Here is an 18,081-nt window from a genome sequence, read left to right as displayed (position 1 = left end):
TATGGCAGGATCCACCCGGGCCGAGGACCCCCGACAGGCTGAGGAGCGGGAAGGCGACCTCGTCACGCGCCCCGTGCGCATCGCGGCCGCCTGGGCGTGGCGATGGATCATCATCGCGCTCGCGTTCATTCCGATCTTCTGGCTGCTCGCGAAGACGACGTTTATCGTCGTTCCGCTCGTTGTCGGCGTGCTCCTTACCGCCCTCCTCGTGCCGCTGACGAACTACTTACGCAATCAGCTTCGCTGGCCGAAGGGGTTCGCGCTGCTGGCGGCGCTCGTGGCCCTATTTGGTGCCATCGCGATCCTCGTCGGGCTCGTGGTGCAAGCGTTCCGATCTGGCGAGCGCATCGACTTCACGCTGATCGAGGAACGCTATCAGGAACTGATGGTGTGGGCCGAGAACTCGCCCCTGCATCTCGGCGAAGACCAGCTCATCGGCTGGTTCCAGGGCGTGAGCACCTGGCTCGAGACCAACGTCGGTACGCTGATCGAAACGACGCTCACGGCCGGCAGCACCCTCGGGGCCATCGCGACGGGCTTCGCCTTCGCACTCTTTGCCCTCGTCTTCTATCTGCTTGACGGCCGACGCATCTGGCTGTTCGTCGTGAGCCTGTTCCCGCGCGCGGCCCGCGCTGCGGTCGACGGTGCGGGGGAGCGCGCGTGGATCACCGTCGGGCACTACGTCCGCGTGCAGGTGGTCGTCGCGCTCATTGACGCCGTCGGCATCTTCATCGGCGCCGTCGTGCTGCAAGTGCCGTTCGCTCTCGCGATCGGCATTATCGTGTTTCTGTTCGCCTTCGTCCCGCTCATCGGCGCGTTACTCTCGGGCGCCGTCGCGGTCGTGTTGGCGTTGCTGTCACACGGCCTGTGGACCGCGGTGATTATGCTGGTGATCGTGGTTGCCGTCATGGCGATCGAGTCGAACGTCCTGCAACCCCTGATCATGGGGCAGGCCGTGCAGATCCACCCGCTGGCGATCCTGGTGTCGGTGAGCGCCGGCTCGATCTTCGCCGGAGTTGCCGGCGCCGTCGTGGCCGTGCCGATCGTTGCCGCGACGAACGTGATGGTCCGCTACATTGCCTCCGGCAAGTGGCGCGACGAACCAGACCCGACCGAGGGCATGGTCATGCAACTCGATACCAACGCCGCCAAGGTTCCAAAGCGGCGTCCCATCAAAATCCGTGTGAGAAAGAAGGCCACTCCTGGTGAGTGATTCGCTCGACACCTCGTTCGTCCCTTCCCTTGACGCCGTGCGAGCCGCCCAAGCGATCGTGCGCCAGACGGCGCGCATGACGCCGCTCGACTCGGCCCGGTTCCTGCAGCAGTACGTCGGTTCGCCGGTTTTCCTCAAGGCCGAGAACCTGCAGCGAACTGGCTCGTACAAGCTGCGCGGCGCGACCAACCGGCTGTCGAAGCTCAGCGCCGACGAGCGGGCCCGCGGTGTGGTGGCTGCATCGGCAGGAAACCACGCCCAGGGCGTGGCCTTCGCCGCGCGCGAGCTCGACATTCCGGCGACGATCTTCATGCCGAAGGGCGTGCCGATTCCGAAGTTTGAGGCGACGGCCGGCTACGGCGCCGAGATTCGTCTCGAGGGTGACAACGTGGCCGAGTCGCTCGCGGGCGCGCAGCGATTCGCAGAAGAGACCGGCGCGGTGTTCATCCACCCGTACGATCACCCCGACATCATCACGGGCCAGGGCACGCTTGCCCTCGACATCGTCGAGCAACTACCCGACGTCGACACCGTCATCGTGCCGATCGGCGGTGGTGGCCTCGCGAGCGGCCTCGGCGCGACGCTGAAGCACTACGCGGCCGAGCAGGGGCGCGAGATCCAGGTCATCGGCGTGCAGGCCGAGAACACGGCGCCGTTCCCTGTCTCGATGCGCGCAGGGCACCCCGTGAAGATCACGGCACGCCCGACGATCGCCGATGGCATCGCCGTGGCCGAGCCGGGTCAGCTCACTTTCGAAGTCGTGCGCAAGTACGTCGACCGCATCATCACGGTGTCGGAGGGCGACCTTTCACGAGCGATCCTACTGCTGCTCGAACGGGCGAAGCTCGTCGCTGAGCCGGCCGGTGCCGCAGCGGTGGCCGCGATCCTCAGCGGGCAGGTGCGTGACACCGGCACGACTGTTGCGCTGCTGTCGGGCGGCAACATTGACCCGATGATGCTCGAAAAGGTGATCTCGCAGGGCCTCACCGCATCCGACCGCTACCTCAAGCTCGTCATCGGGCTGCAGGATGTGCCGGGTCACCTCGCGCGCATCGCCACGATTCTCGCCGAGATCGGCGCGAACGTGATCGAGGTCTTGCACACGCGGCACAATAAGGCGCTGCAGATCGACCGCGTTGAGCTCGAGGTCTCCGTCGAAACGCGCGGCACGAACCACGCTCGCCAGGTTGTCCAGGCATTGCGAGAGGCGGGCTACGAGCCGCGCATCGATCGAAACGCGACGGTGTAGCCCGCCTCTGCAGGGGTGCTGGCTGGGCGCCTAGCTTTCGAAGGTCTCGACGTTGACGATCTCGACGTCGACCTGCTTGCCGTTCGGGGCGTCGTAGCTCGTCTTCTCGCCGATCTTCAGGCCGTCGATGACCTTGCCGATCGGGCTGTCGGGCGAGAAGATGCGCAGTTCGGTCTCGGAGGCGAGCTCCGTGCTCGCGTAGAGGAAGTGCTGCTCACGGCCGGCGACCTTCGCGGTCACGACGGTGCCGAGTACGACGCTGCCGTTTGCCTTCGGTGCTTCGCGCACCTCGGCGGTCTTGAGCAGCGCCTCGAGCTCGGTGATGCGGGACTCGATCTGGCCCTGCTCGTCCTTCGCTGCGTGGTAACCGGCGTTCTCCTTGAGGTCGCCGTCTTCGCGCGCTTCCTGAATCTCCTTGGCAATTTCCGTACGTCGCGTCGTCGAGAGGAACTCGAGTTCCTGCGTGTAGCGGTCGTACGCGGTCTGCGTGAGCCAGGTGGGTTCAGAGGTAGTCATCGGTCATTCTCCTTGGATATAACAGCGCAGCCTCGACGGCGTCGAGGCTGCAGCAATCCCCACAGTCTAGCCCCTTGGTTTGCACGGCAGGCAGACACGCCGCGCGATCGGGGTTTTATTCGACGTCGGCGGAGTCGGTGAGTTCGTTAACCCAACACTCGCGCACTTCGACGGTGTCGGCGGCGCTCGTGGTGCGCAGCGTCACGTGCACGGTCTGGTGCTGTTCCGCCTGCGGGTCGAGCTGCACCACCTGGTAGCCGACGATCGACGAGCCCTCGTTGCTTGCTTGAATCGCGCAGGCGACCGGCGTGCCGGGCTGCACTGAGACACGCGCCGTCGCGGTGATCTCGCTCGGCGACTCGACCGTGAACCCGCCCATTTGCGACTCGATTGTCGCCGCGGGGTTGAGCGAGGTGATGGCCCAAAACGCGACGACGCCGATGACGAGGGCAACCGTCACGCCGATCGAGACTCCGGTGCGGTGCTTCGACGCGCGGGGCGACTTGCCATACCTGGCGTCAAGATCGGTCACGTCGTGCAATCCTCACGATAAGATTTTCGTTTAGTGCCAGCGTACCGCCCGCACTCTGTAGCAACGGAATCAGGAGTCTCCTGTGTCGCTTCGGCTGCTTGCCGTCCACGCCCACCCCGACGACGAATCGTCGAAGGGAGCCGCCACGTACGCGTCGTACGTTCATGACGGTGCGGAGGTGATGATCGTGAGCTGCACCGGCGGCGAAGCCGGCAGCATCCTCAACACTGCCGTGCACGCGCGTTCGCACGCCGAGCGTGACCTGCCCGGCCTGCGCCGACTCGAGATGGCCGAGGCGCAGCGGGTGCTCGGCGTCGAGCACCGCTGGCTCGGCTACCGCGACTCCGGCATGCCCGAAGATGGCGTGCTCGAACCCGGTACATTCGCGCGCATCCCGCTTGAAGTGAGTGTGCGGCCGCTGCTGCGGCTCATCCGCGAGTTCCGCCCGCACGTGCTCGTCACGTACGACGAGAACGGTGGCTATCCGCATCCCGACCACATCCGCACCCACGAGGTGTCGATGCTCGCGTGGCAGCTCGCGGGCGAGCAGCGCTACCCCGAGCTTGGTGAGCCCTGGGCTCCGAGCAAGCTCTACTACGACCGCACGATGAATCAGCGCCGTGCGCAATCGATGGCCGACCTCATTAAGGACCACCCCGAGGTGCACCTCACCGAGCGCATGGAGGCGATGCTCGAACGACTCATGAGCGTGGAAGCGAACCTCACGACGCAGATTTCGATCGAGCGCCACTTCGAGGTGCGCGACGCTGCGCTCCGCGCGCACGCGAGCCAGGTGGGGCCCGAGGACGAGTTCTTCTTCGGGTACCCGCGCGACCTCGAGCGCGAGGCCTACCCCTACGACGATTACGAGCTCGTCGCGAGCCGGGTGGCGTGTGAGCTGCCCGAGACCGACCTCTTCAACGGCATCGATGCGGAGGCTGAGAGCAAGTGAATCAGGTAGTCACCACGGTGTTCCTCGCGGCGACCGCGACGCCGACGCCCACCAACCAGCCGTTCGACCCCGTCGACGTCACGCCCGGTCCGGTCGGATTCTTCGCGACCGCGGCGCTATTCATCGCGGTCGGTCTCATCGCGATGAGCTTGATGCGCCGCTCGGCTCGCGCCAACGCGCGCTACGACATTCGCGAGCAGCTCGAACGCGAGGAGCTCGAGCGCCAGGCCCGCGAGCGCGAGTCCGGTGAGACGGACGCTGAGGCGTCAGCCCCCGGCTCAGCCCAGGATGCAGAGGGCATTGACCCGACGCGGGAAGCGCCGGGTGACGAGGAGCCACGGGCATGACCGAACTTCTCGCCACCGCGCACGTCGAGGGCCTCGGGACCTTCGAACCACGTGACACGCTGACCACCATGCTGCGTCGCCGGGTCGAGGCCGACCCCGACTCGGTCTTCGCCGAACACCGCGTTGACGGTACCTTCACCCCGATCACGATCGGGCAGCTCGACGACGATGTGCGAGCCCTCGCCCGCGGCCTCGTCGCGGCAGGAGTCCAGTCGGGCGACGCGGTCGGCATCATGGCCGGCACCCGCTATGAGTGGACCGTCGCGGATTTCGCGGTGCTTTCAGTCGGCGCCGTCGTCGTGCCGATCTATCACACCTCGTCGGCCGAGCAGCTCGTGTGGATGTGCACGGACGCCGAGATCCGCACCCTCATCGTCGAGACCGACGAGCACGCCGAGCTCGCCGCCGAAGTGCGCGCCTCCACCGGCCTCGAACGGGTCTTCGTGATCGACCGCGGCGACCTCGACGGTCTCGTCGAGTCGGGGGCGGCAGCCGACATCTCTGACGCAGACCTCGATGCCCGCGCCGCGAGCGTCGGGCTCGAAGACCTCGCGTCGATCGTGTACACCTCAGGAACGACGGGGCGCCCCAAGGGCGTCGAACTCACGCACCACAACTGGCTTGCGCACGTCATCAACGGTGTCAGCGAGCCCGGGCTCGGCCGCGTCGTGCTTCCGAGCGACGAGGGCGTCGCTAAGCGCACGTTGCTCTTCCTGCCGCTCGCGCACGTGTACGGTCGCTTCGCCCAGTTCCTCTGCGTGCACTCCGGCACCGTGCTCGGCTACGCGCCGAACACGAAGAACCTCGTCACCGACCTGCAATCTTTCGAACCCACGTGGCTCATCGCCGTGCCGCGCGTGTTCGAGACCGTGTACAACGCGGCAGATGCGAAGGCCGGTAAGGGCGTCAAGCTCCGACTTTTCCGCTGGGCGGTTGACGTTGCGGTCGCATATTCCGAGGCGCTTGACGGGGGTCGGCCTGGGGCAGGCCTGCGGGCCCGACACTCGCTCGCCGACCGGCTTGTGCTCGGCAAGCTGCGCGACGTCATGGGTGGCCAGGTCGACTATGCCATTTCGGGCGGTGCGGCGCTGTCGCTGCGCCACGCGCACTTCTTCCGCGGCCTCGGCGTCACGATCATGGAGGGCTACGGGGCCACCGAGACGACCGCTCCCGCGAGCGTGAACCGCCCCGGTCGCATCAAGATCGGCACCGTGGGTGCCCCCTACCCGGGCATGTCACTCGCAGTGACCGAAGACGGCGAGGTGCTGATCAAGGGGCCGAGCTTGTTCCGCGGCTACCACAACAACGCCGAGGCGACGGCCGAAGCGATCGACGCCGAAGGGTGGCTCCGCACGGGTGACCTCGGCGAGCTCGACGCCGACGGCTACCTGCGCATCTCTGGGCGCAAGAAGGAAATCCTCGTGACGGCGGGTGGCAAGAACGTACAGCCGGCCGTGCTCGAAAACGCGCTCCGCTCGCATCCGCTCGTCGGCGAGATCATGGTGGTCGGCGAGGGCAAGCCCTTCATCGCTGCGCTCATCGCCCTCGACGAGGCGATGCTGCCAGGGTGGCTCGAGAACCACGGCGTCGGACCGCTCACGCTCGAGCAGGCGCGCACGAACGAGACTGTGCTGAAGGCGCTGCAGGCCGAGGTCGACAAAGCCAATACGCACGTGTCGCGCGCCGAGTCGATCCGCAAGTTCGAGATCGTGCCGAGGATGTTCAGCGAGGATCGCGGTGAGGTATCGGCCTCAACAAAGCTGATTCGGCGGGTCGTCGAGGCGAACTTTGCCGACTCGATGGCGAAGATCTTCGACCACAAATAGTGAGGCCGAGGCTGCGCCCGGTTGCTAGACGGTGACCGGGTGCAGGACGATCAGCAGGATCGCGGCCCAGTGGCACACCCACGCGGCGACGGTTCCGGCGTGGAAGATCTCGTGGAAGCCAAAGGTGTTCGGCCACGGGTTCGGTCGCTTCAGCGCGTAGACGACGGCCCCGCCCGTGTAGATGAGGCCGCCAACGACGACGAGCACCATCATGCCGACCGAGGCATGCACGAGGTCGACGATGTACATCACCGCGATCCACCCGGTGACGAGGTAGAGCGCGACGTACAGCCAGCGCGGTGCCGTGATCCAGGCAACGTTGAAGACGATGCCGACGACCGAGATGCCCCAGACAAGGCCGAACAGCAGCCAGCCCTTTTCAGGCGGCAGCGCGAGCAGGGCCAGCGGGGTGTACGTGCCGGCGATCAGCAGGAAGATGTTCGCGTGGTCGAAACGACGCAGCACCGCCTTCGTCCGCGGCTTCCAGTCGAAGCGATGATAGAGCGCCGACATGCCGAAGAGGATGATCGAACAGAGCGTGAAGACGCTGACGGCAAAGACCCCACGCGCGGTCGACACGAACGGGAAGAGCAGCGTGCCGAGCACGAGCGCAAGCGGGGCCGCGCCGGTGTGGAGCCAGCCGCGCAGCAGCGGGCGTGCAACGGCGAGATAGTTGTCCTGCGCAGGGGCGCCCTCGACCGCACTGGGGTCGTTGGTTCGCGGCGCACGGGTCATCATCACGCTAGCGATGCTACGCCGTCGACTAGATTTGCGGATGTGAATCGACGAACCGTTGTGCGCATCCCGAGGTTTCTCTATCGGGTCTATGCGCGACGGTTGTGGAAGTCGCTCGTGCGCACGCAGGTGCGTCCGCAGCACGTCGCGATGATCATCGACGGCAACCGTCGCTGGGCGAAGCAGGTCGGGCTGACGGATGCGGCGGCCGGCCACCGCGCGGGCGCCGCGAAAATGATCGAGTTTCTGCAGTGGTGCGATCGCGCCCACATCGGCACGGTGACGCTCTATCTGCTCTCGCGGGACAACCTCACGAGCCGCTCGTCGAACGAGCTCACCCAGCTCATGACCATCATCGGGCACCTGGCGGAGCAGATCGCCGAGTCCGGCCGGTTCCAGGTGCAACACGTCGGCTCGACCGAGGGGCTCGCCCCCGAACTGGCCGAGACGCTCGAGCGCGTCGTCACGGCGACGAGCGGCGCGACGGGCCCGCACGTGAACCTCGCGATCGGCTACGGCGGCCGCAACGAGATCGTCGACGCGATGCGCTCGATCGTGCGAAGCCACGCCGACTCGGGCGGGAGCATCCAGGAACTCGCCGACATCGTGACGCCCGAAATGATCGGCGAGCACCTCTACACGGGCGGCCAGCCCGACCCCGACCTCATGATCCGCACGTCGGGCGAGCAGCGACTCAGCGACTTCATGCTCTGGCAGACGGCGCACGCGGAGTTCTACTTTGTCGAGGCGCTCGGCCCCGACCTCCGCGAGGTCGACTTCCTCCGGGCGCTGCGTGACTTCGGCAAGCGCGAGCGGCGCTACGGTTCGTAGCCGGCCCAACGCATCCTGCGGTTCGACCCCGCCCATCCCGCGCCGAGGTCGCGACGCGCCGGGCGACGCGCGCGACACGCCGGAGGCTTCAAGTGCTGCCTGCGACTTTCGCCGCATTCGGTCGGCTCACTAGTCGACTTCTATCACTCCAGTCACATCCGTCACGCCCAGAGTGAACTTCCGGTTACGAGTTCGGAGGCATCTTTGGATTCCGCGCCCCGCTACCGAGTTTGTGAGGTGTGTCGGCGTAGCTTGCAGGTATCAGGTATGCGTCCTGATCGAAGCGGCCACACAAGTTCGTTTCGACACCCAGTGGCCGTTTTGCACCAGCAACGAGCATCCCGCTCGGCGAGGAGCAGCTTCCGTGACCAGCACCACCACTCCCGACCACCTCGATGACGCTAGCCGGGGTAAGCCCGGGCCTAAGCTCGAGCAGCTGAACGGGGGTGAGTCGGGCGCGGAAGTCGCGGTGCGCACCTACGTGCTCGACACCTCCGTGCTACTGAGCGACCCGCGCGCCATGTTCCGCTTTGAGGAGCACGAAGTCGTGATCCCCATCGTCGTGGTCACCGAACTCGAGAAGAAGCGTCACGATCCCGAGATCGGCTATTTCGCCCGCCAGTCGCTGCGCCTGCTCGATCAACTCCGGGTCGAGTACGGTCGCCTCGACCTCCCGATGCCGGTGGGCGAGCAGGGCGGCACGATCCGCGTCGAGCTCAACCACTCGAACCAGCAGATCCTGCCGAGCGGCATGCAGCAGGGCGACAACGACACCCGCATCCTTGCCGTGGCAGCGAACCTCGCCGACGAGGGCGCCCACGTCACGGTGGTATCGAAGGACACCCCGATGCGCGTCAAGGCCTCGACGATCGGCATGTCGGCCGACGAGTACCGGCACGAGCTCGCGCGTGACACCGGCTACACCGGCACGGGTCAGCTCGCCCTTGGCGCCGACGACATGAGCGACCTGTACGAGCACGAGGAAATCTCGACCGACGAGGTCGCCGAGCACCCGATCAACACTTCGCTCGTCATCAGCTCCGAACGCGGCTCGGCGCTCGGCCGGGTCGTCGACCGCGGTCGGGTGCGACTCGTGCGCGGCGACCGCGACGTCTTTGGCGTGCACGGACGATCGGCCGAGCAGCGCCTCGCGCTCGACCTGCTCATGGACCCAACGGTCGGCATCGTCTCGATCGGTGGCCGTGCCGGAACGGGGAAGTCGGCGCTCGCGCTGGCCGCGGGGCTCGAGAACGTGCTCGAGCGAGGACTGCAGCGCAAGATCATGATCTTCCGCCCGCTCTACGCGGTGGGCGGCCAGGATCTCGGGTACCTGCCCGGCGACGCTGACGAGAAGATGAGCCCGTGGGGTCAGGCCGTCTACGACGCGCTCTCGTCGATCGTCTCGGACAACGTCATCGACGAGGTCATCAGCCGCAACATGCTTGAGATCCTGCCGCTGACGCACATCCGCGGTCGTTCGCTGCACGACGCCTACGTGATCGTCGACGAGGCCCAGTCGCTCGAGCGCAACGTGCTCCTCACGATGCTCTCGCGCATTGGCCAGAACTCGAAGGTGGTGCTGACGCACGACGTTGCACAGCGAGACAACCTCCGCGTTGGCCGCCACGATGGCATCGCCTCGGTTATCGAGACGCTCAAGGGCCACAAGCTGTTCGGCCACATCACCCTGACCCGTTCCGAGCGAAGCGACATCGCGGCGCTCGTGACCGACCTGCTCGAGGACTACAACTTCTAGCGAACTGCGACGCGGCCGCCGACTCGTCCTGTGGATAAGTCGGCGGCCGCGTCGTCGTTGCTCGCTACGCTCGGGCGCGTGTGGGGGAGCATCCTGGTTATCGGCTACGCGGCGGTTGCGACGGTGCCACTCGTGCGCGTCGACCTGCGTGAGCACCGGCTGCCGAACGCGTGGACCCTGCCGGGGTGGGTCGCCGCGAGCGTCGGTGTGCTGCTGCAGTGGGGCATCACGGCGCAGTTCCCGGTCGCCGCGGTGCTCGCGGGCGTGCTCGCGCTCGTGCTGTTCGGCGCCTTCGCGCTCGTCGCTGGCATGGGCATGGGCGACGTCAAGCTTGCGGTGCCGCTCGCAGTCGGGCTCGGGTTGCTCGGTGGACAAACCCCGTTGGTTGGCTTGGTCGTTGCGTTCGTCGCCGGTGGGCTTGCCGCGACGGCCACGCTGGTGCGCACGCGCCAGCGGGATGCTCAACTCGCGTTCGGCCCGTGGCTGCTCGTCGGCTTCTGGGTCGCCGCCATTGGCGAACTCTCCGGCGGCGTACACGCCGGTCAACTAGGCTAGAAAGGTCGAATTTTCGCCGTGGAGAAAGGCACACACGTGGTGAACACCCCCGAGACCGAGTACCGGATCGAGCACGACACGATGGGGGAGGTGCGCGTGCCGAAAGAAGCCCTTTACGCCGCGCAGACCCAGCGTGCCGTTGAGAACTTCCCGATTTCGGGCAGCCGACTCGAGGACCGCCAGGTGATCGCGCTCGCGCAGATCAAGCGCGCCGCGGCGATCGTCAACGAGCGCCTCGGCATCGTTGACTCGGCTCGCGCCCAGGCAATCGTGCAGGCTGCCGAAACGATTATTGGCGGCGCCCACCTCGACCAGTTCCCGATCGACGTCTACCAGACCGGTTCGGGCACCTCGTCGAACATGAACATGAACGAGGTGCTCGCGAACCTCGCCACCGCCTCGCTTGGCGAGCAGGTGCACCCGAACGACCACGTCAACGCGTCGCAGTCGTCGAACGACGTCTTCCCGACCTCGGCCCACGTCGCCGTCACCGGTTCGCTGCTCGAGGAGCTCGTGCCCGCGCTGACGCACCTCGCCGAGGCACTCGAGGCAAAGGCCACCGAGTGGAAGGACGTCGTGAAGGCGGGCCGCACCCACCTCATGGACGCCACCCCGGTCACCCTCGGCCAGGAGTTCGGCGGCTACGCCCGCCAGATTCGCCTCGGTATCGACCGCGTCAACGCGACCATCTCGCGCGTCGCCGAGGTTCCGCTTGGCGGCACCGCGACCGGCACCGGCATCAACACGCCGGCGGGCTTCTCGGAGCAGGTCATCGCCGAGCTCGCGTCGAACACGAACCTCCCGCTGCACGAAGCGGCCGACCACTTTGAGGCCCAGGGCGCGCGCGACGGCCTCGTCGAGGCCTCGGGCGCGCTGCGCACGCTCGCCGTGTCGCTCGTGAAGATCAACAACGACCTGCGTTGGATGGGCTCGGGCCCGAACACCGGTCTCGGTGAGATCGCGATTCCCGACCTCCAACCCGGTTCGTCGATCATGCCCGGCAAGGTCAACCCGGTTGTGCCCGAGGCCGTGCTCATGGTCGCCTCGCGCATCATCGGTAACGACGCGACCATCGCCTTCGCCGGCGCCTCGGGCGCATTCGAGCTCAATGTGCAGATTCCGGTGATGGGCACGGCGCTGCTCGAGTCGATTCGCCTGCTCTCGAACTCGGTGCGGGTGCTCGCCGACAAGACCGTCGTCGGCCTCACGGCCAACGTCGAGCACGCCCGTGACCTCGCCGAATCGTCGCCCTCGATCGTGACGCCGCTGAACCGCGTCATCGGTTACGAGGCCGCCGCCAAGGTTGCGAAGTACGCCGTGGCGAACAAGGTCACCGTGCGCCAAGCCGTCATCGACCTCGGCTTCGTCGAGCGCGGCGAGATCACCGAGGCCGACCTCGACGCCAAGCTTGACGTGCTCAAGATGACCTCGCCGAACCTCTAGCGAGTCAGCGATGAGCAAGGGCCCGGGCGCATTGCCCGGGCCCTTCTTCGTTGCCGCGTGAGCTTGGTCGCCCTAGTTGGCCGGAATCTGGTCGGCGATCGACTCGGCGACCTGCTGCACCGACTCGACCGAGCCAGAACCGAAGACGATGTAGGTCGCGTCGTCACGGGTCGCGACGAGCACGTAGCGGTTGTTGCCGGCATCCTCGCGCGAGAGGTCCATGTAGTCGTACTCGTCCCACATCACTCCGCCAACCTCGACCGTGCCAGTCGGCGTGCGGTTGCCAACCTTGTCGTAGGTCCAGGTGTCGTTCGCGTTGACGCCCTGGCGAATGCCGACGAACTCGTCTGCTTGGCCATCGACGATGTCGAGCAGGCCGATGTACCACTCGGTGACGTCGTCGTTGCCGGTGCGAATCTCGGTGCCGTTTGACTGCCAGTTGTCGCCCAACTCCGGCACCACGAGGGGAACCTCGAACTGCGGCTGCGCCTCTTCGGCGGCCGCCGTGAAGTCGATGTCGGGGAGCTCTTCCGCGTCATTTCGCGGCACGATCAGCACCATGACGAACATGAGCACCACGCTGACACCGAGCGCCGCAATGAGGTTCTGAATCGTCTTGCGCTGACGGTACTTGCGCGACGATTCTGCCTTGCGGGCGGCAGTCTCTTCGGGGGTTTCCGGTCGACCGAGTTCGGCGACAACCGGGGGATCTTGGGGGCGCTCGGCCAAGTGTTACTCCTGGGAGGATTCGGGGTTGTGCTGGTCGCGGGCCCGCTCGAGGCGCTCGCGAGCGCCCTTGAGCCACTGTTCGCAGCGTGCGGCGAGCGACTCCCCGCGCTCCCACAGTCGTAGGGACTCCTCGAGAGGCTGCGAGCCCTGTTCGAGCGATTGCACGACGAGGGCAAGCTCGTCGCGGGCCTGCTCGAAGCTGAGTTCGTCCACGGGGGTGGGCTCGGATGCCTGGGGTTCGGCCATGGTGCTCATTCTACGGTTGCCTCGATTCTGCCGTCGGTGACACGGATATTGAGTTTCGCGCCGGCTTCGACGCCGGATGTGGTCGTGACGAGCCCGGGTGCGGCCCCGTCGACGCGTTCGACGATCGCGTAGCCGCGCTGCAGGGTGCCGAGCGGCGACAGTGCCGCGAGGCGGTGCCCCAGGCCACTCACCTCGTCGGAGGCGCGGCGCAGGTGCCAGTCCATGAGTTCGCTGCCGCGCGTGGCGAGGCGCCCAACCTCGTCGCCACGCTGGTCGATGATCCAACTCGGGTTCGCAAGGGCGGGGCGCGAGCGCAGGTCTTCGAAGCGTCGGCCCTCGACGCGCACCAGCTCGGTGACGTGGCGGCGGATGCGCGCCCGCAGCTGGGTCACGAGGTCGAGTTGCTCGGCCACGTCTGGCACGACCCGTTTCGCGGCATCGGTCGGGGTGGATGCGCGCAGATCGGCCACCTCGTCGAGGATTGGCCGGTCGGCCTCGTGGCCGATCGCGCTGACAAGCGGCGTCGTGATGGCCGCTGCGGCGCGCACGAGCGTCTCGTCACTGAATGGCAGCAGGTGAAGGAAGTCGCCACCGCCGCGGGCGATGATGATGACGTCGACCTCGGGGTCGGCGTCAAGTCGCTGCATCGCGACGAGCACCTCGGCGGCTGCGTTATCGCCCTGCACGCGCGCATACTCGGTGCGGAACTGCACGGCTGGCCAGCGGAGCTCGGAGTTGCGGCGCACATCCTTCTCGGCGTCGGAGTCGCGGCCGGTGACGAGGCCGATCTTGTTCGGCAGGAAGGGGAGCGGCCGTTTGCGGCTGGCATCAAACAGACCCTCGTCGGCGAGCTTGCGGCGCAGTCGCTCGAGCTGCTCGAGCAGCGTGCCGAGGCCGACGTGGCGCATGTCGTAGACCTGCAGCGAGAGCGAGCCGCCCTTGACCCACACGTCGGGCTTCGCATTGATGATGACGCGGTCGCCCTTGCGGAACTCTTCGGTAAGACGCTCGCGCACCGACCGCCACATGACGATTGAGAGTGAGGCGTCTTGTTCGAGGTCTCGAATCTTGGCGTAGGCGTGGCCGCCGCGGATGTCATAGCTCGTGAGCTCGCCTTCGACCCAGGCCGAGCCGAGCCGAGAGACCCAATCGTGGATCGCCTGCGAGATATACGACACCTGGAACGGCTGCTCGGGGGAGGACTGGTTCACCGCCAAGCGAAATCACCTGCCTTACCTGAGCGAGTCAACCTAGAATGGTGACGATATGAGTGGCCGAGCTGTAAATCTTTCCATGCCCCGCGTTCCGCGGCCTGCTGTCACCCTTGAGGATCGTCCGGTGGACGGTCACAAGCGGGTGCTGCTTGCCGCCCCTCGAGGATACTGCGCCGGCGTTGACCGGGCCGTGGTAGCTGTGGATAAAGCGCTCGAGCGCTACGGCTCCCCGGTCTATGTGCGAAAGCAGATCGTCCACAACAAGCACGTGGTATCGGAGCTCGAGCAGCGCGGCGCGATCTTTGTCGACGAGGTCGACGAGGTGCCCGAGGGGTCGCATCTCGTGTTCTCGGCGCACGGCGTGTCACCGATGGTCAAGGAGGCTGCGGCCGACCGCGAACTGCAGACCATCGACGCGACCTGCCCGCTCGTGACGAAGGTGCATCGCGAGGCCACGCGCTTCGCCAAGCAAGACCGCCAGATTCTGCTCATCGGTCACGTCGGCCACGAAGAGGTCGAGGGCACCGCGGGCCACGGCGGCGACAACGTCACCGTCGTGAACTCGCCCGAGGAGGCCGACACGGTCGTCGTGCCCGACCCCGACAACGTGGTGTGGCTCTCGCAAACGACGCTCTCGGTCGACGAGACGATGGAGACGGTGAACCGTCTGCGCGCGCGCTTCCCCAACCTCCAGAACCCACCTTCGGACGACATTTGCTACGCAACGCAGAACCGCCAGGTTGCGATCAAGAAGGTCGCGGCCGAGTCCGACCTCGTAATCGTGGTCGGTTCGGCGAACTCGTCGAACTCGGTGCGCCTCGTCGAGGTGGCGCTGCAGCACGGCGCGAAGGCGTCGTACCGCATTGACTACGCCGATGAGATCCAGCAGGAGTGGCTCGATGGTGTCGAGACGGTCGGCGTGACCTCCGGCGCATCCGTGCCTGAGGTGCTCGTGCAAGAGACGATCGATGCCCTCGCGACCGCCGGCTACGGCGACGTTGACGAGGTACAGACCGCGGTGGAGGACCTCATGTTCTCGCTACCGAAGGAACTGCGCAAGGACCTCGAGCACGACGACCGCGGACTCGGCGGCCACGGCGGCGGCGTCTCGTCAAAGTCGTAAACAGCGCGTCGTAAGCAAGGAGGGGCTGGCGGATGCGCGCATCCGCCAGCCCCTCAACGAGGGTCGAGCGCGGCGTGAGTCGCCCGCTTGGCCCTCGTTATTGTGTTGGCGTCGGGCTCGGCGCGGGCGCGCCGTTCGCGAACCAGTCGATGACCTCGGGATGCGCAAACATCGCGGCCGTGACGACCGCGAGCGTGATAGCGACCGCGATGACGGCGCCGACGGCGGCGCACCACAGCGCCCGCTTGCCCGAGTTCCAGCGGCGCACGGCGACGTAGAGCCACACGGCGTAGTTCACGACGTGCGCGATCACGCCCGTCGTGGCGACGAGGCCGAGGTCGGCCGGTCGTACATAGGCGCCGAGGTCGAGCTGGTGGTACAGCAGTGCGACCTGGGTCACGAGCGATTGCTCGGTGACGCTCGACATGTGGATGATGGTGCCGAAGATGCCGAGCACAAATAGGCCGACGCCCATGATTCGGTCACCGCGCAGCCGGAGGCGGCGCAGTTCTTCGGGTGAAAACTGGCCACCGGGCCCTGGCTGCTTGCCTCGGGGCCCGGTGGATGGGGGTTGGGTCACGGGTGGCGCTAGATGGACTGCGACTTGCCGTGCGAACCGAGCTGTTGCGTGGCCTCGACGATGCGCTCCGACATGGCGGTCTCGGCCTTCTTGCCCCACGAGCGGGGGTCGTAGACCTTCTTGTTGCCAACTTCGCCGTCGATCTTGAGGAAGCCGTCGTAGTTCTTCAGTACGGTGTCGGCCACCGAACGCGAGAACGCGTACTGCGTGTCGGTGTCAATGTTCATCTTGATGACACCGTTGCGCACGGCGGTCGCGATTTCCTCGGCCGACGAACCCGAACCGCCGTGGAACACGAGGTCGAGCGGCTTCTCGGCGGTGCCGTACTTCTCGGCAATGCCGGCCTGCAACTCGGCGAGGAGCTCCGGGCGAAGCTTCACGTTGCCGGGCTTGTACACGCCGTGCACGTTGCCGAAGGTGAGCGCGGCCATGTAGCGACCCCGCTCGCCGAGGCCAAGCGCCTCAACGGTGGCGACGACGTCGTCGATCGTGGTGTAGAGCTTGTCGTTGATCTCTGCGGCAACGCCATCTTCTTCACCGCCGACAACGCCGATCTCGACCTCGAGGATCTGCCCGTTGTTCTTGATGCGGGGCAGCAGTTCCTTCGCGATCTCGAGGTTCTCGGCGAGCGGCACGGCCGAGCCGTCCCACATGTGCGACTGGAAGATCGGCTCTTCGCCGCGCTTTACGGCCTCCTCCGAGGCCTCGATGAGCGGCAGCACGAACGTGTCGAGTGCGTTCTTCGGGCAGTGGTCGGTGTGCAGCGCCACCGTGATCGGGTAGTTCTTCGCGACCTCCTTGGCGAACGCCGCCATGGCGAGCGCGCCGGAGGCACGGGCAGTGCGCGTCTGACCGGCGAAATAGTCGGCGCCGCCGGTCGTGACCTGCAGGATGCCGTCAGAGCCGGCCTCAGTCAGGCCCTGCAGCACCGAGTTGATGGTCTGCGAGCTTGAGACGTTGATCGCCGGGTAGGCGAATCCGCCGTCCTTGGCGCGGTTGAGCATTTCTGCATACTGGTCTGGTGTGGCGATGGGCATTGCGACTCCTTCACTGTCGATCGACACGAGCATCGACTCTCGCAGTGTATCGATGTGTGTTGGACACACCTTGCATGTGAACGGTCATCTGTGCGTTGTGTCGCGCCGGTAGTCTGAAGTCAGATTTTCCACGACCGAAAGGGTTCAGCGTGTCCGAAGTCATTGAAGCGGAGCTCATCGAGCACCCCGACCGCAACCTCGCAATGGAGCTGGTTCGCGCCACCGAGGCCGCTGCCATTCGTGCCGTGCCGTGGATCGGTCGCGGCAACAAGAACGGCGCCGACGGCGCCGCGGTCGACGCGATGCGCAAGTTCCTCGCCACGGTGGAGTTCCAGGGCGAGGTCGTCATTGGTGAGGGCGAGAAGGACGAAGCGCCCATGCTCTTCAACGGCGAGATTGTCGGCAACGGCACCGGCCCGCTGTGCGACATCGCGGTCGACCCGATCGATGGCACGAGCCTGACCGCGGCCGGTCGCCGCAACGCGATCAGCGTGATCGCGGTGGCCGACCGCGGCTCGATGTACAACCCCAAAGAGGTCTTCTATATGGAGAAGATCGTCACGGGCCCGGCAGGGAAGGGCATCATCGACCTCGAGCGCCCGATTGGTGAGAACATCACCGGCCTCGCGAAGGCCCTGGGCAAGCACGTCGAGGACATGACAATCGCCGTGCTCGACCGTCCCCGCCACGAAGAGCTCATCTCGGACATCCGCGCCACCGGCGCCGGCACCTCGCTGCTGCTTGACGGTGACGTCGCGGGCGGCATTAATGCCGCCCTCGAAGACGGCACCGTCGACATGTGCGTCGGCATCGGCGGCACCCCCGAGGGCATCATCACGGCCTGCGCGATCAAGGCGCTCGACGGCGTCATGCAGGGCCGCCTTTACCCGCGCAACGACGAGGAGCGCAGCAAGGCGGTCAACGCTGGTCACGAGCTCGGTCGCGTGCTGTCGGCTGACGACCTCGTACGCACCGACAACACCTTCTTCGTTTGTACCGGCGTGACCGACGGTGGCCTCGTGAAGGGTGTCAACCGCGAGCGTGACCGCATCACCACCGACTCGGTCGTACTGCGCGCCCGGTCGGGCACGTTCCGTCGCGTGACCGCGGTGCACCGCGCATCGAAGTGGCTCGCTGACGAGGCGTAGACCACACCGAACCCTCGTCGAGCCCGGGCACCGATTACCGGTGCTCGGG

The 18,081-nt window shown here is 66.4% G+C and carries 19 protein-coding genes; 11 read left to right on the top strand and 8 right to left on the bottom strand.

The window, feature by feature from the left end; all coding sequences use genetic code 11:
- Window position 1 precedes the first annotated feature (1 nt).
- Both QM019_RS10430 and ilvA read left to right on the top strand, forming a co-directional pair.
- Window positions 2-1,213, top strand: coding sequence for an AI-2E family transporter (locus QM019_RS10430; RefSeq protein WP_282852927.1), 1,212 nt, complete (start codon window positions 2-4; stop codon window positions 1,211-1,213).
- Window positions 1,206-2,462 carry a threonine ammonia-lyase gene (gene ilvA, locus QM019_RS10425; RefSeq protein ID WP_125106268.1) on the top strand — a complete coding sequence of 419 codons (1,257 nt, stop codon included), beginning with the start codon at window positions 1,206-1,208 and terminating at the stop codon, window positions 2,460-2,462. The genes QM019_RS10430 and ilvA overlap by 8 nt, the downstream gene beginning before the upstream one ends.
- Before the next feature lie 30 nt (window positions 2,463-2,492).
- Here the strand turns inward: ilvA and greA are convergent, their stop codons facing one another.
- Both greA and QM019_RS10415 read right to left on the bottom strand, forming a co-directional pair.
- Window positions 2,493-2,978 (bottom strand): transcription elongation factor GreA, encoded by a 486-nt coding sequence (greA, locus tag QM019_RS10420; protein ID WP_193127632.1) that lies wholly within the window; start codon window positions 2,976-2,978, stop codon window positions 2,493-2,495.
- Window positions 2,979-3,093: 115 nt separating this feature from the next.
- Window positions 3,094-3,510: a DUF4307 domain-containing protein gene (locus tag QM019_RS10415; RefSeq protein ID WP_282852926.1), complete on the bottom strand. Its 417-nt coding sequence runs from the start codon at window positions 3,508-3,510 to the stop codon at window positions 3,094-3,096.
- Window positions 3,511-3,592: 82 nt separating this feature from the next.
- Here QM019_RS10415 and mca point away from each other — a divergent pair, with 82 nt between their 5' ends.
- Genes mca through QM019_RS10400 form a run of 3 tightly spaced genes read left to right on the top strand, consistent with a single transcriptional unit; the run spans window position 3,593 to window position 6,635 of the window.
- Window positions 3,593-4,462: a mycothiol conjugate amidase Mca gene (gene mca / locus QM019_RS10410; protein ID WP_193127630.1), complete on the top strand. Its 870-nt coding sequence runs from the start codon at window positions 3,593-3,595 to the stop codon at window positions 4,460-4,462.
- Window positions 4,459-4,809: a hypothetical protein gene (locus tag QM019_RS10405; RefSeq protein WP_193127629.1), complete on the top strand. Its 351-nt coding sequence runs from the start codon at window positions 4,459-4,461 to the stop codon at window positions 4,807-4,809. Before mca ends, QM019_RS10405 begins: the two co-directional genes overlap by 4 nt.
- A complete protein-coding gene (locus QM019_RS10400; protein ID WP_282852925.1) occupies window positions 4,806-6,635 on the top strand; it encodes an AMP-dependent synthetase/ligase in 1,830 nt (609 codons plus the stop codon). Before QM019_RS10405 ends, QM019_RS10400 begins: the two co-directional genes overlap by 4 nt.
- A 24-nt stretch (window positions 6,636-6,659) precedes the next feature.
- Here QM019_RS10400 and trhA read toward each other — a convergent pair whose 3' ends face one another.
- On the bottom strand, window positions 6,660-7,370 hold the full coding sequence (trhA, locus tag QM019_RS10395) for a PAQR family membrane homeostasis protein TrhA (RefSeq protein ID WP_282852939.1): 711 nt from the start codon (window positions 7,368-7,370) through the stop codon (window positions 6,660-6,662).
- 42 nt (window positions 7,371-7,412) lie between these two features.
- Between trhA and QM019_RS10390 the strand changes: the two genes are divergently transcribed.
- The 4 genes from QM019_RS10390 to QM019_RS10375 all read left to right on the top strand — a co-directional run bounded on the left by QM019_RS10390 (window position 7,413) and on the right by QM019_RS10375 (window position 11,955).
- Complete coding sequence (locus QM019_RS10390; RefSeq protein WP_282852924.1) at window positions 7,413-8,201, top strand: isoprenyl transferase; 789 nt, start codon at window positions 7,413-7,415, stop codon at window positions 8,199-8,201.
- Between the two features lie 436 nt (window positions 8,202-8,637).
- Entirely contained in the window at window positions 8,638-9,957 is a 1,320-nt protein-coding gene (phoH2, locus tag QM019_RS10385; RefSeq protein WP_282852938.1) for an RNA 5'-3' helicase PhoH2, read from the top strand.
- Window positions 9,958-9,987: 30 nt separating this feature from the next.
- Window positions 9,988-10,512: a prepilin peptidase gene (locus tag QM019_RS10380; RefSeq protein ID WP_193127626.1), complete on the top strand. Its 525-nt coding sequence runs from the start codon at window positions 9,988-9,990 to the stop codon at window positions 10,510-10,512.
- 18 nt (window positions 10,513-10,530) lie between these two features.
- On the top strand, window positions 10,531-11,955 hold the full coding sequence (locus tag QM019_RS10375) for a class II fumarate hydratase (protein WP_413229332.1): 1,425 nt from the start codon (window positions 10,531-10,533) through the stop codon (window positions 11,953-11,955).
- A gap of 72 nt (window positions 11,956-12,027) precedes the next feature.
- On the opposite strand, the gene QM019_RS10370 is transcribed toward QM019_RS10375, so the two are convergent.
- From QM019_RS10370 to xseA, 3 genes are read right to left on the bottom strand one after another with little or no spacing between them, the layout of a single operon-like run.
- A complete protein-coding gene (locus tag QM019_RS10370) occupies window positions 12,028-12,684 on the bottom strand; it encodes a DUF4245 domain-containing protein (protein ID WP_125106260.1) in 657 nt (218 codons plus the stop codon).
- A gap of 3 nt (window positions 12,685-12,687) precedes the next feature.
- Window positions 12,688-12,930 (bottom strand): exodeoxyribonuclease VII small subunit, encoded by a 243-nt coding sequence (locus QM019_RS10365; protein WP_282852923.1) that lies wholly within the window; start codon window positions 12,928-12,930, stop codon window positions 12,688-12,690.
- A gap of 5 nt (window positions 12,931-12,935) precedes the next feature.
- Window positions 12,936-14,141 carry an exodeoxyribonuclease VII large subunit gene (gene xseA / locus QM019_RS10360; protein WP_282852936.1) on the bottom strand — a complete coding sequence of 402 codons (1,206 nt, stop codon included), beginning with the start codon at window positions 14,139-14,141 and terminating at the stop codon, window positions 12,936-12,938.
- Window positions 14,142-14,223: 82 nt separating this feature from the next.
- Between xseA and QM019_RS10355 the strand changes: the two genes are divergently transcribed.
- Complete coding sequence (locus QM019_RS10355) at window positions 14,224-15,267, top strand: 4-hydroxy-3-methylbut-2-enyl diphosphate reductase (RefSeq protein ID WP_282852922.1); 1,044 nt, start codon at window positions 14,224-14,226, stop codon at window positions 15,265-15,267.
- A gap of 97 nt (window positions 15,268-15,364) precedes the next feature.
- On the opposite strand, the gene QM019_RS10350 is transcribed toward QM019_RS10355, so the two are convergent.
- The gene (locus QM019_RS10350; RefSeq protein ID WP_345961028.1) at window positions 15,365-15,847 is read right to left on the bottom strand and encodes a DUF6264 family protein; all 483 of its coding nucleotides are present in this window, start codon (window positions 15,845-15,847) and stop codon (window positions 15,365-15,367) included.
- 8 nt (window positions 15,848-15,855) lie between these two features.
- Window positions 15,856-16,884, bottom strand: coding sequence for a class II fructose-bisphosphate aldolase (fbaA, locus tag QM019_RS10345; RefSeq protein WP_193127621.1), 1,029 nt, complete (start codon window positions 16,882-16,884; stop codon window positions 15,856-15,858).
- A 203-nt stretch (window positions 16,885-17,087) separates the two neighbouring features.
- On the opposite strand from fbaA, the gene glpX reads away from it, so the two are divergent.
- Window positions 17,088-18,032, top strand: a complete 945-nt coding sequence (glpX, locus tag QM019_RS10340) for a class II fructose-bisphosphatase (RefSeq protein WP_282852935.1) — start codon at window positions 17,088-17,090, stop codon at window positions 18,030-18,032.
- Window positions 18,033-18,081: the final 49 nt, after the last annotated feature.

The sequence above is a fragment of the Gulosibacter sediminis genome, assembly GCF_030011715.1.
In the GTDB taxonomy this organism is placed as follows: domain Bacteria; phylum Actinomycetota; class Actinomycetes; order Actinomycetales; family Microbacteriaceae; genus Gulosibacter; species Gulosibacter sediminis.
The sequence above is the reverse complement of the archived record's forward strand: the minus strand, read 5'-3'. Positions and strand labels throughout refer to the sequence as shown.

Coding starts and splice junctions, on each gene's coding strand:
- QM019_RS10430 (WP_282852927.1), top strand. CDS start 2: ATGGCAGGATCCACCCGGGCCGAGGACCCCCGACAGGCTGAGGAGCGG.
- greA (WP_193127632.1), bottom strand. CDS start 2,978: ATGACTACCTCTGAACCCACCTGGCTCACGCAGACCGCGTACGACCGC.
- QM019_RS10400 (WP_282852925.1), top strand. CDS start 4,806: ATGACCGAACTTCTCGCCACCGCGCACGTCGAGGGCCTCGGGACCTTC.
- trhA (WP_282852939.1), bottom strand. CDS start 7,370: ATGACCCGTGCGCCGCGAACCAACGACCCCAGTGCGGTCGAGGGCGCC.
- QM019_RS10365 (WP_282852923.1), bottom strand. CDS start 12,930: ATGGCCGAACCCCAGGCATCCGAGCCCACCCCCGTGGACGAACTCAGC.
- QM019_RS10355 (WP_282852922.1), top strand. CDS start 14,224: ATGCCCCGCGTTCCGCGGCCTGCTGTCACCCTTGAGGATCGTCCGGTG.
- fbaA (WP_193127621.1), bottom strand. CDS start 16,884: ATGCCCATCGCCACACCAGACCAGTATGCAGAAATGCTCAACCGCGCC.
- glpX (WP_282852935.1), top strand. CDS start 17,088: ATGGAGCTGGTTCGCGCCACCGAGGCCGCTGCCATTCGTGCCGTGCCG.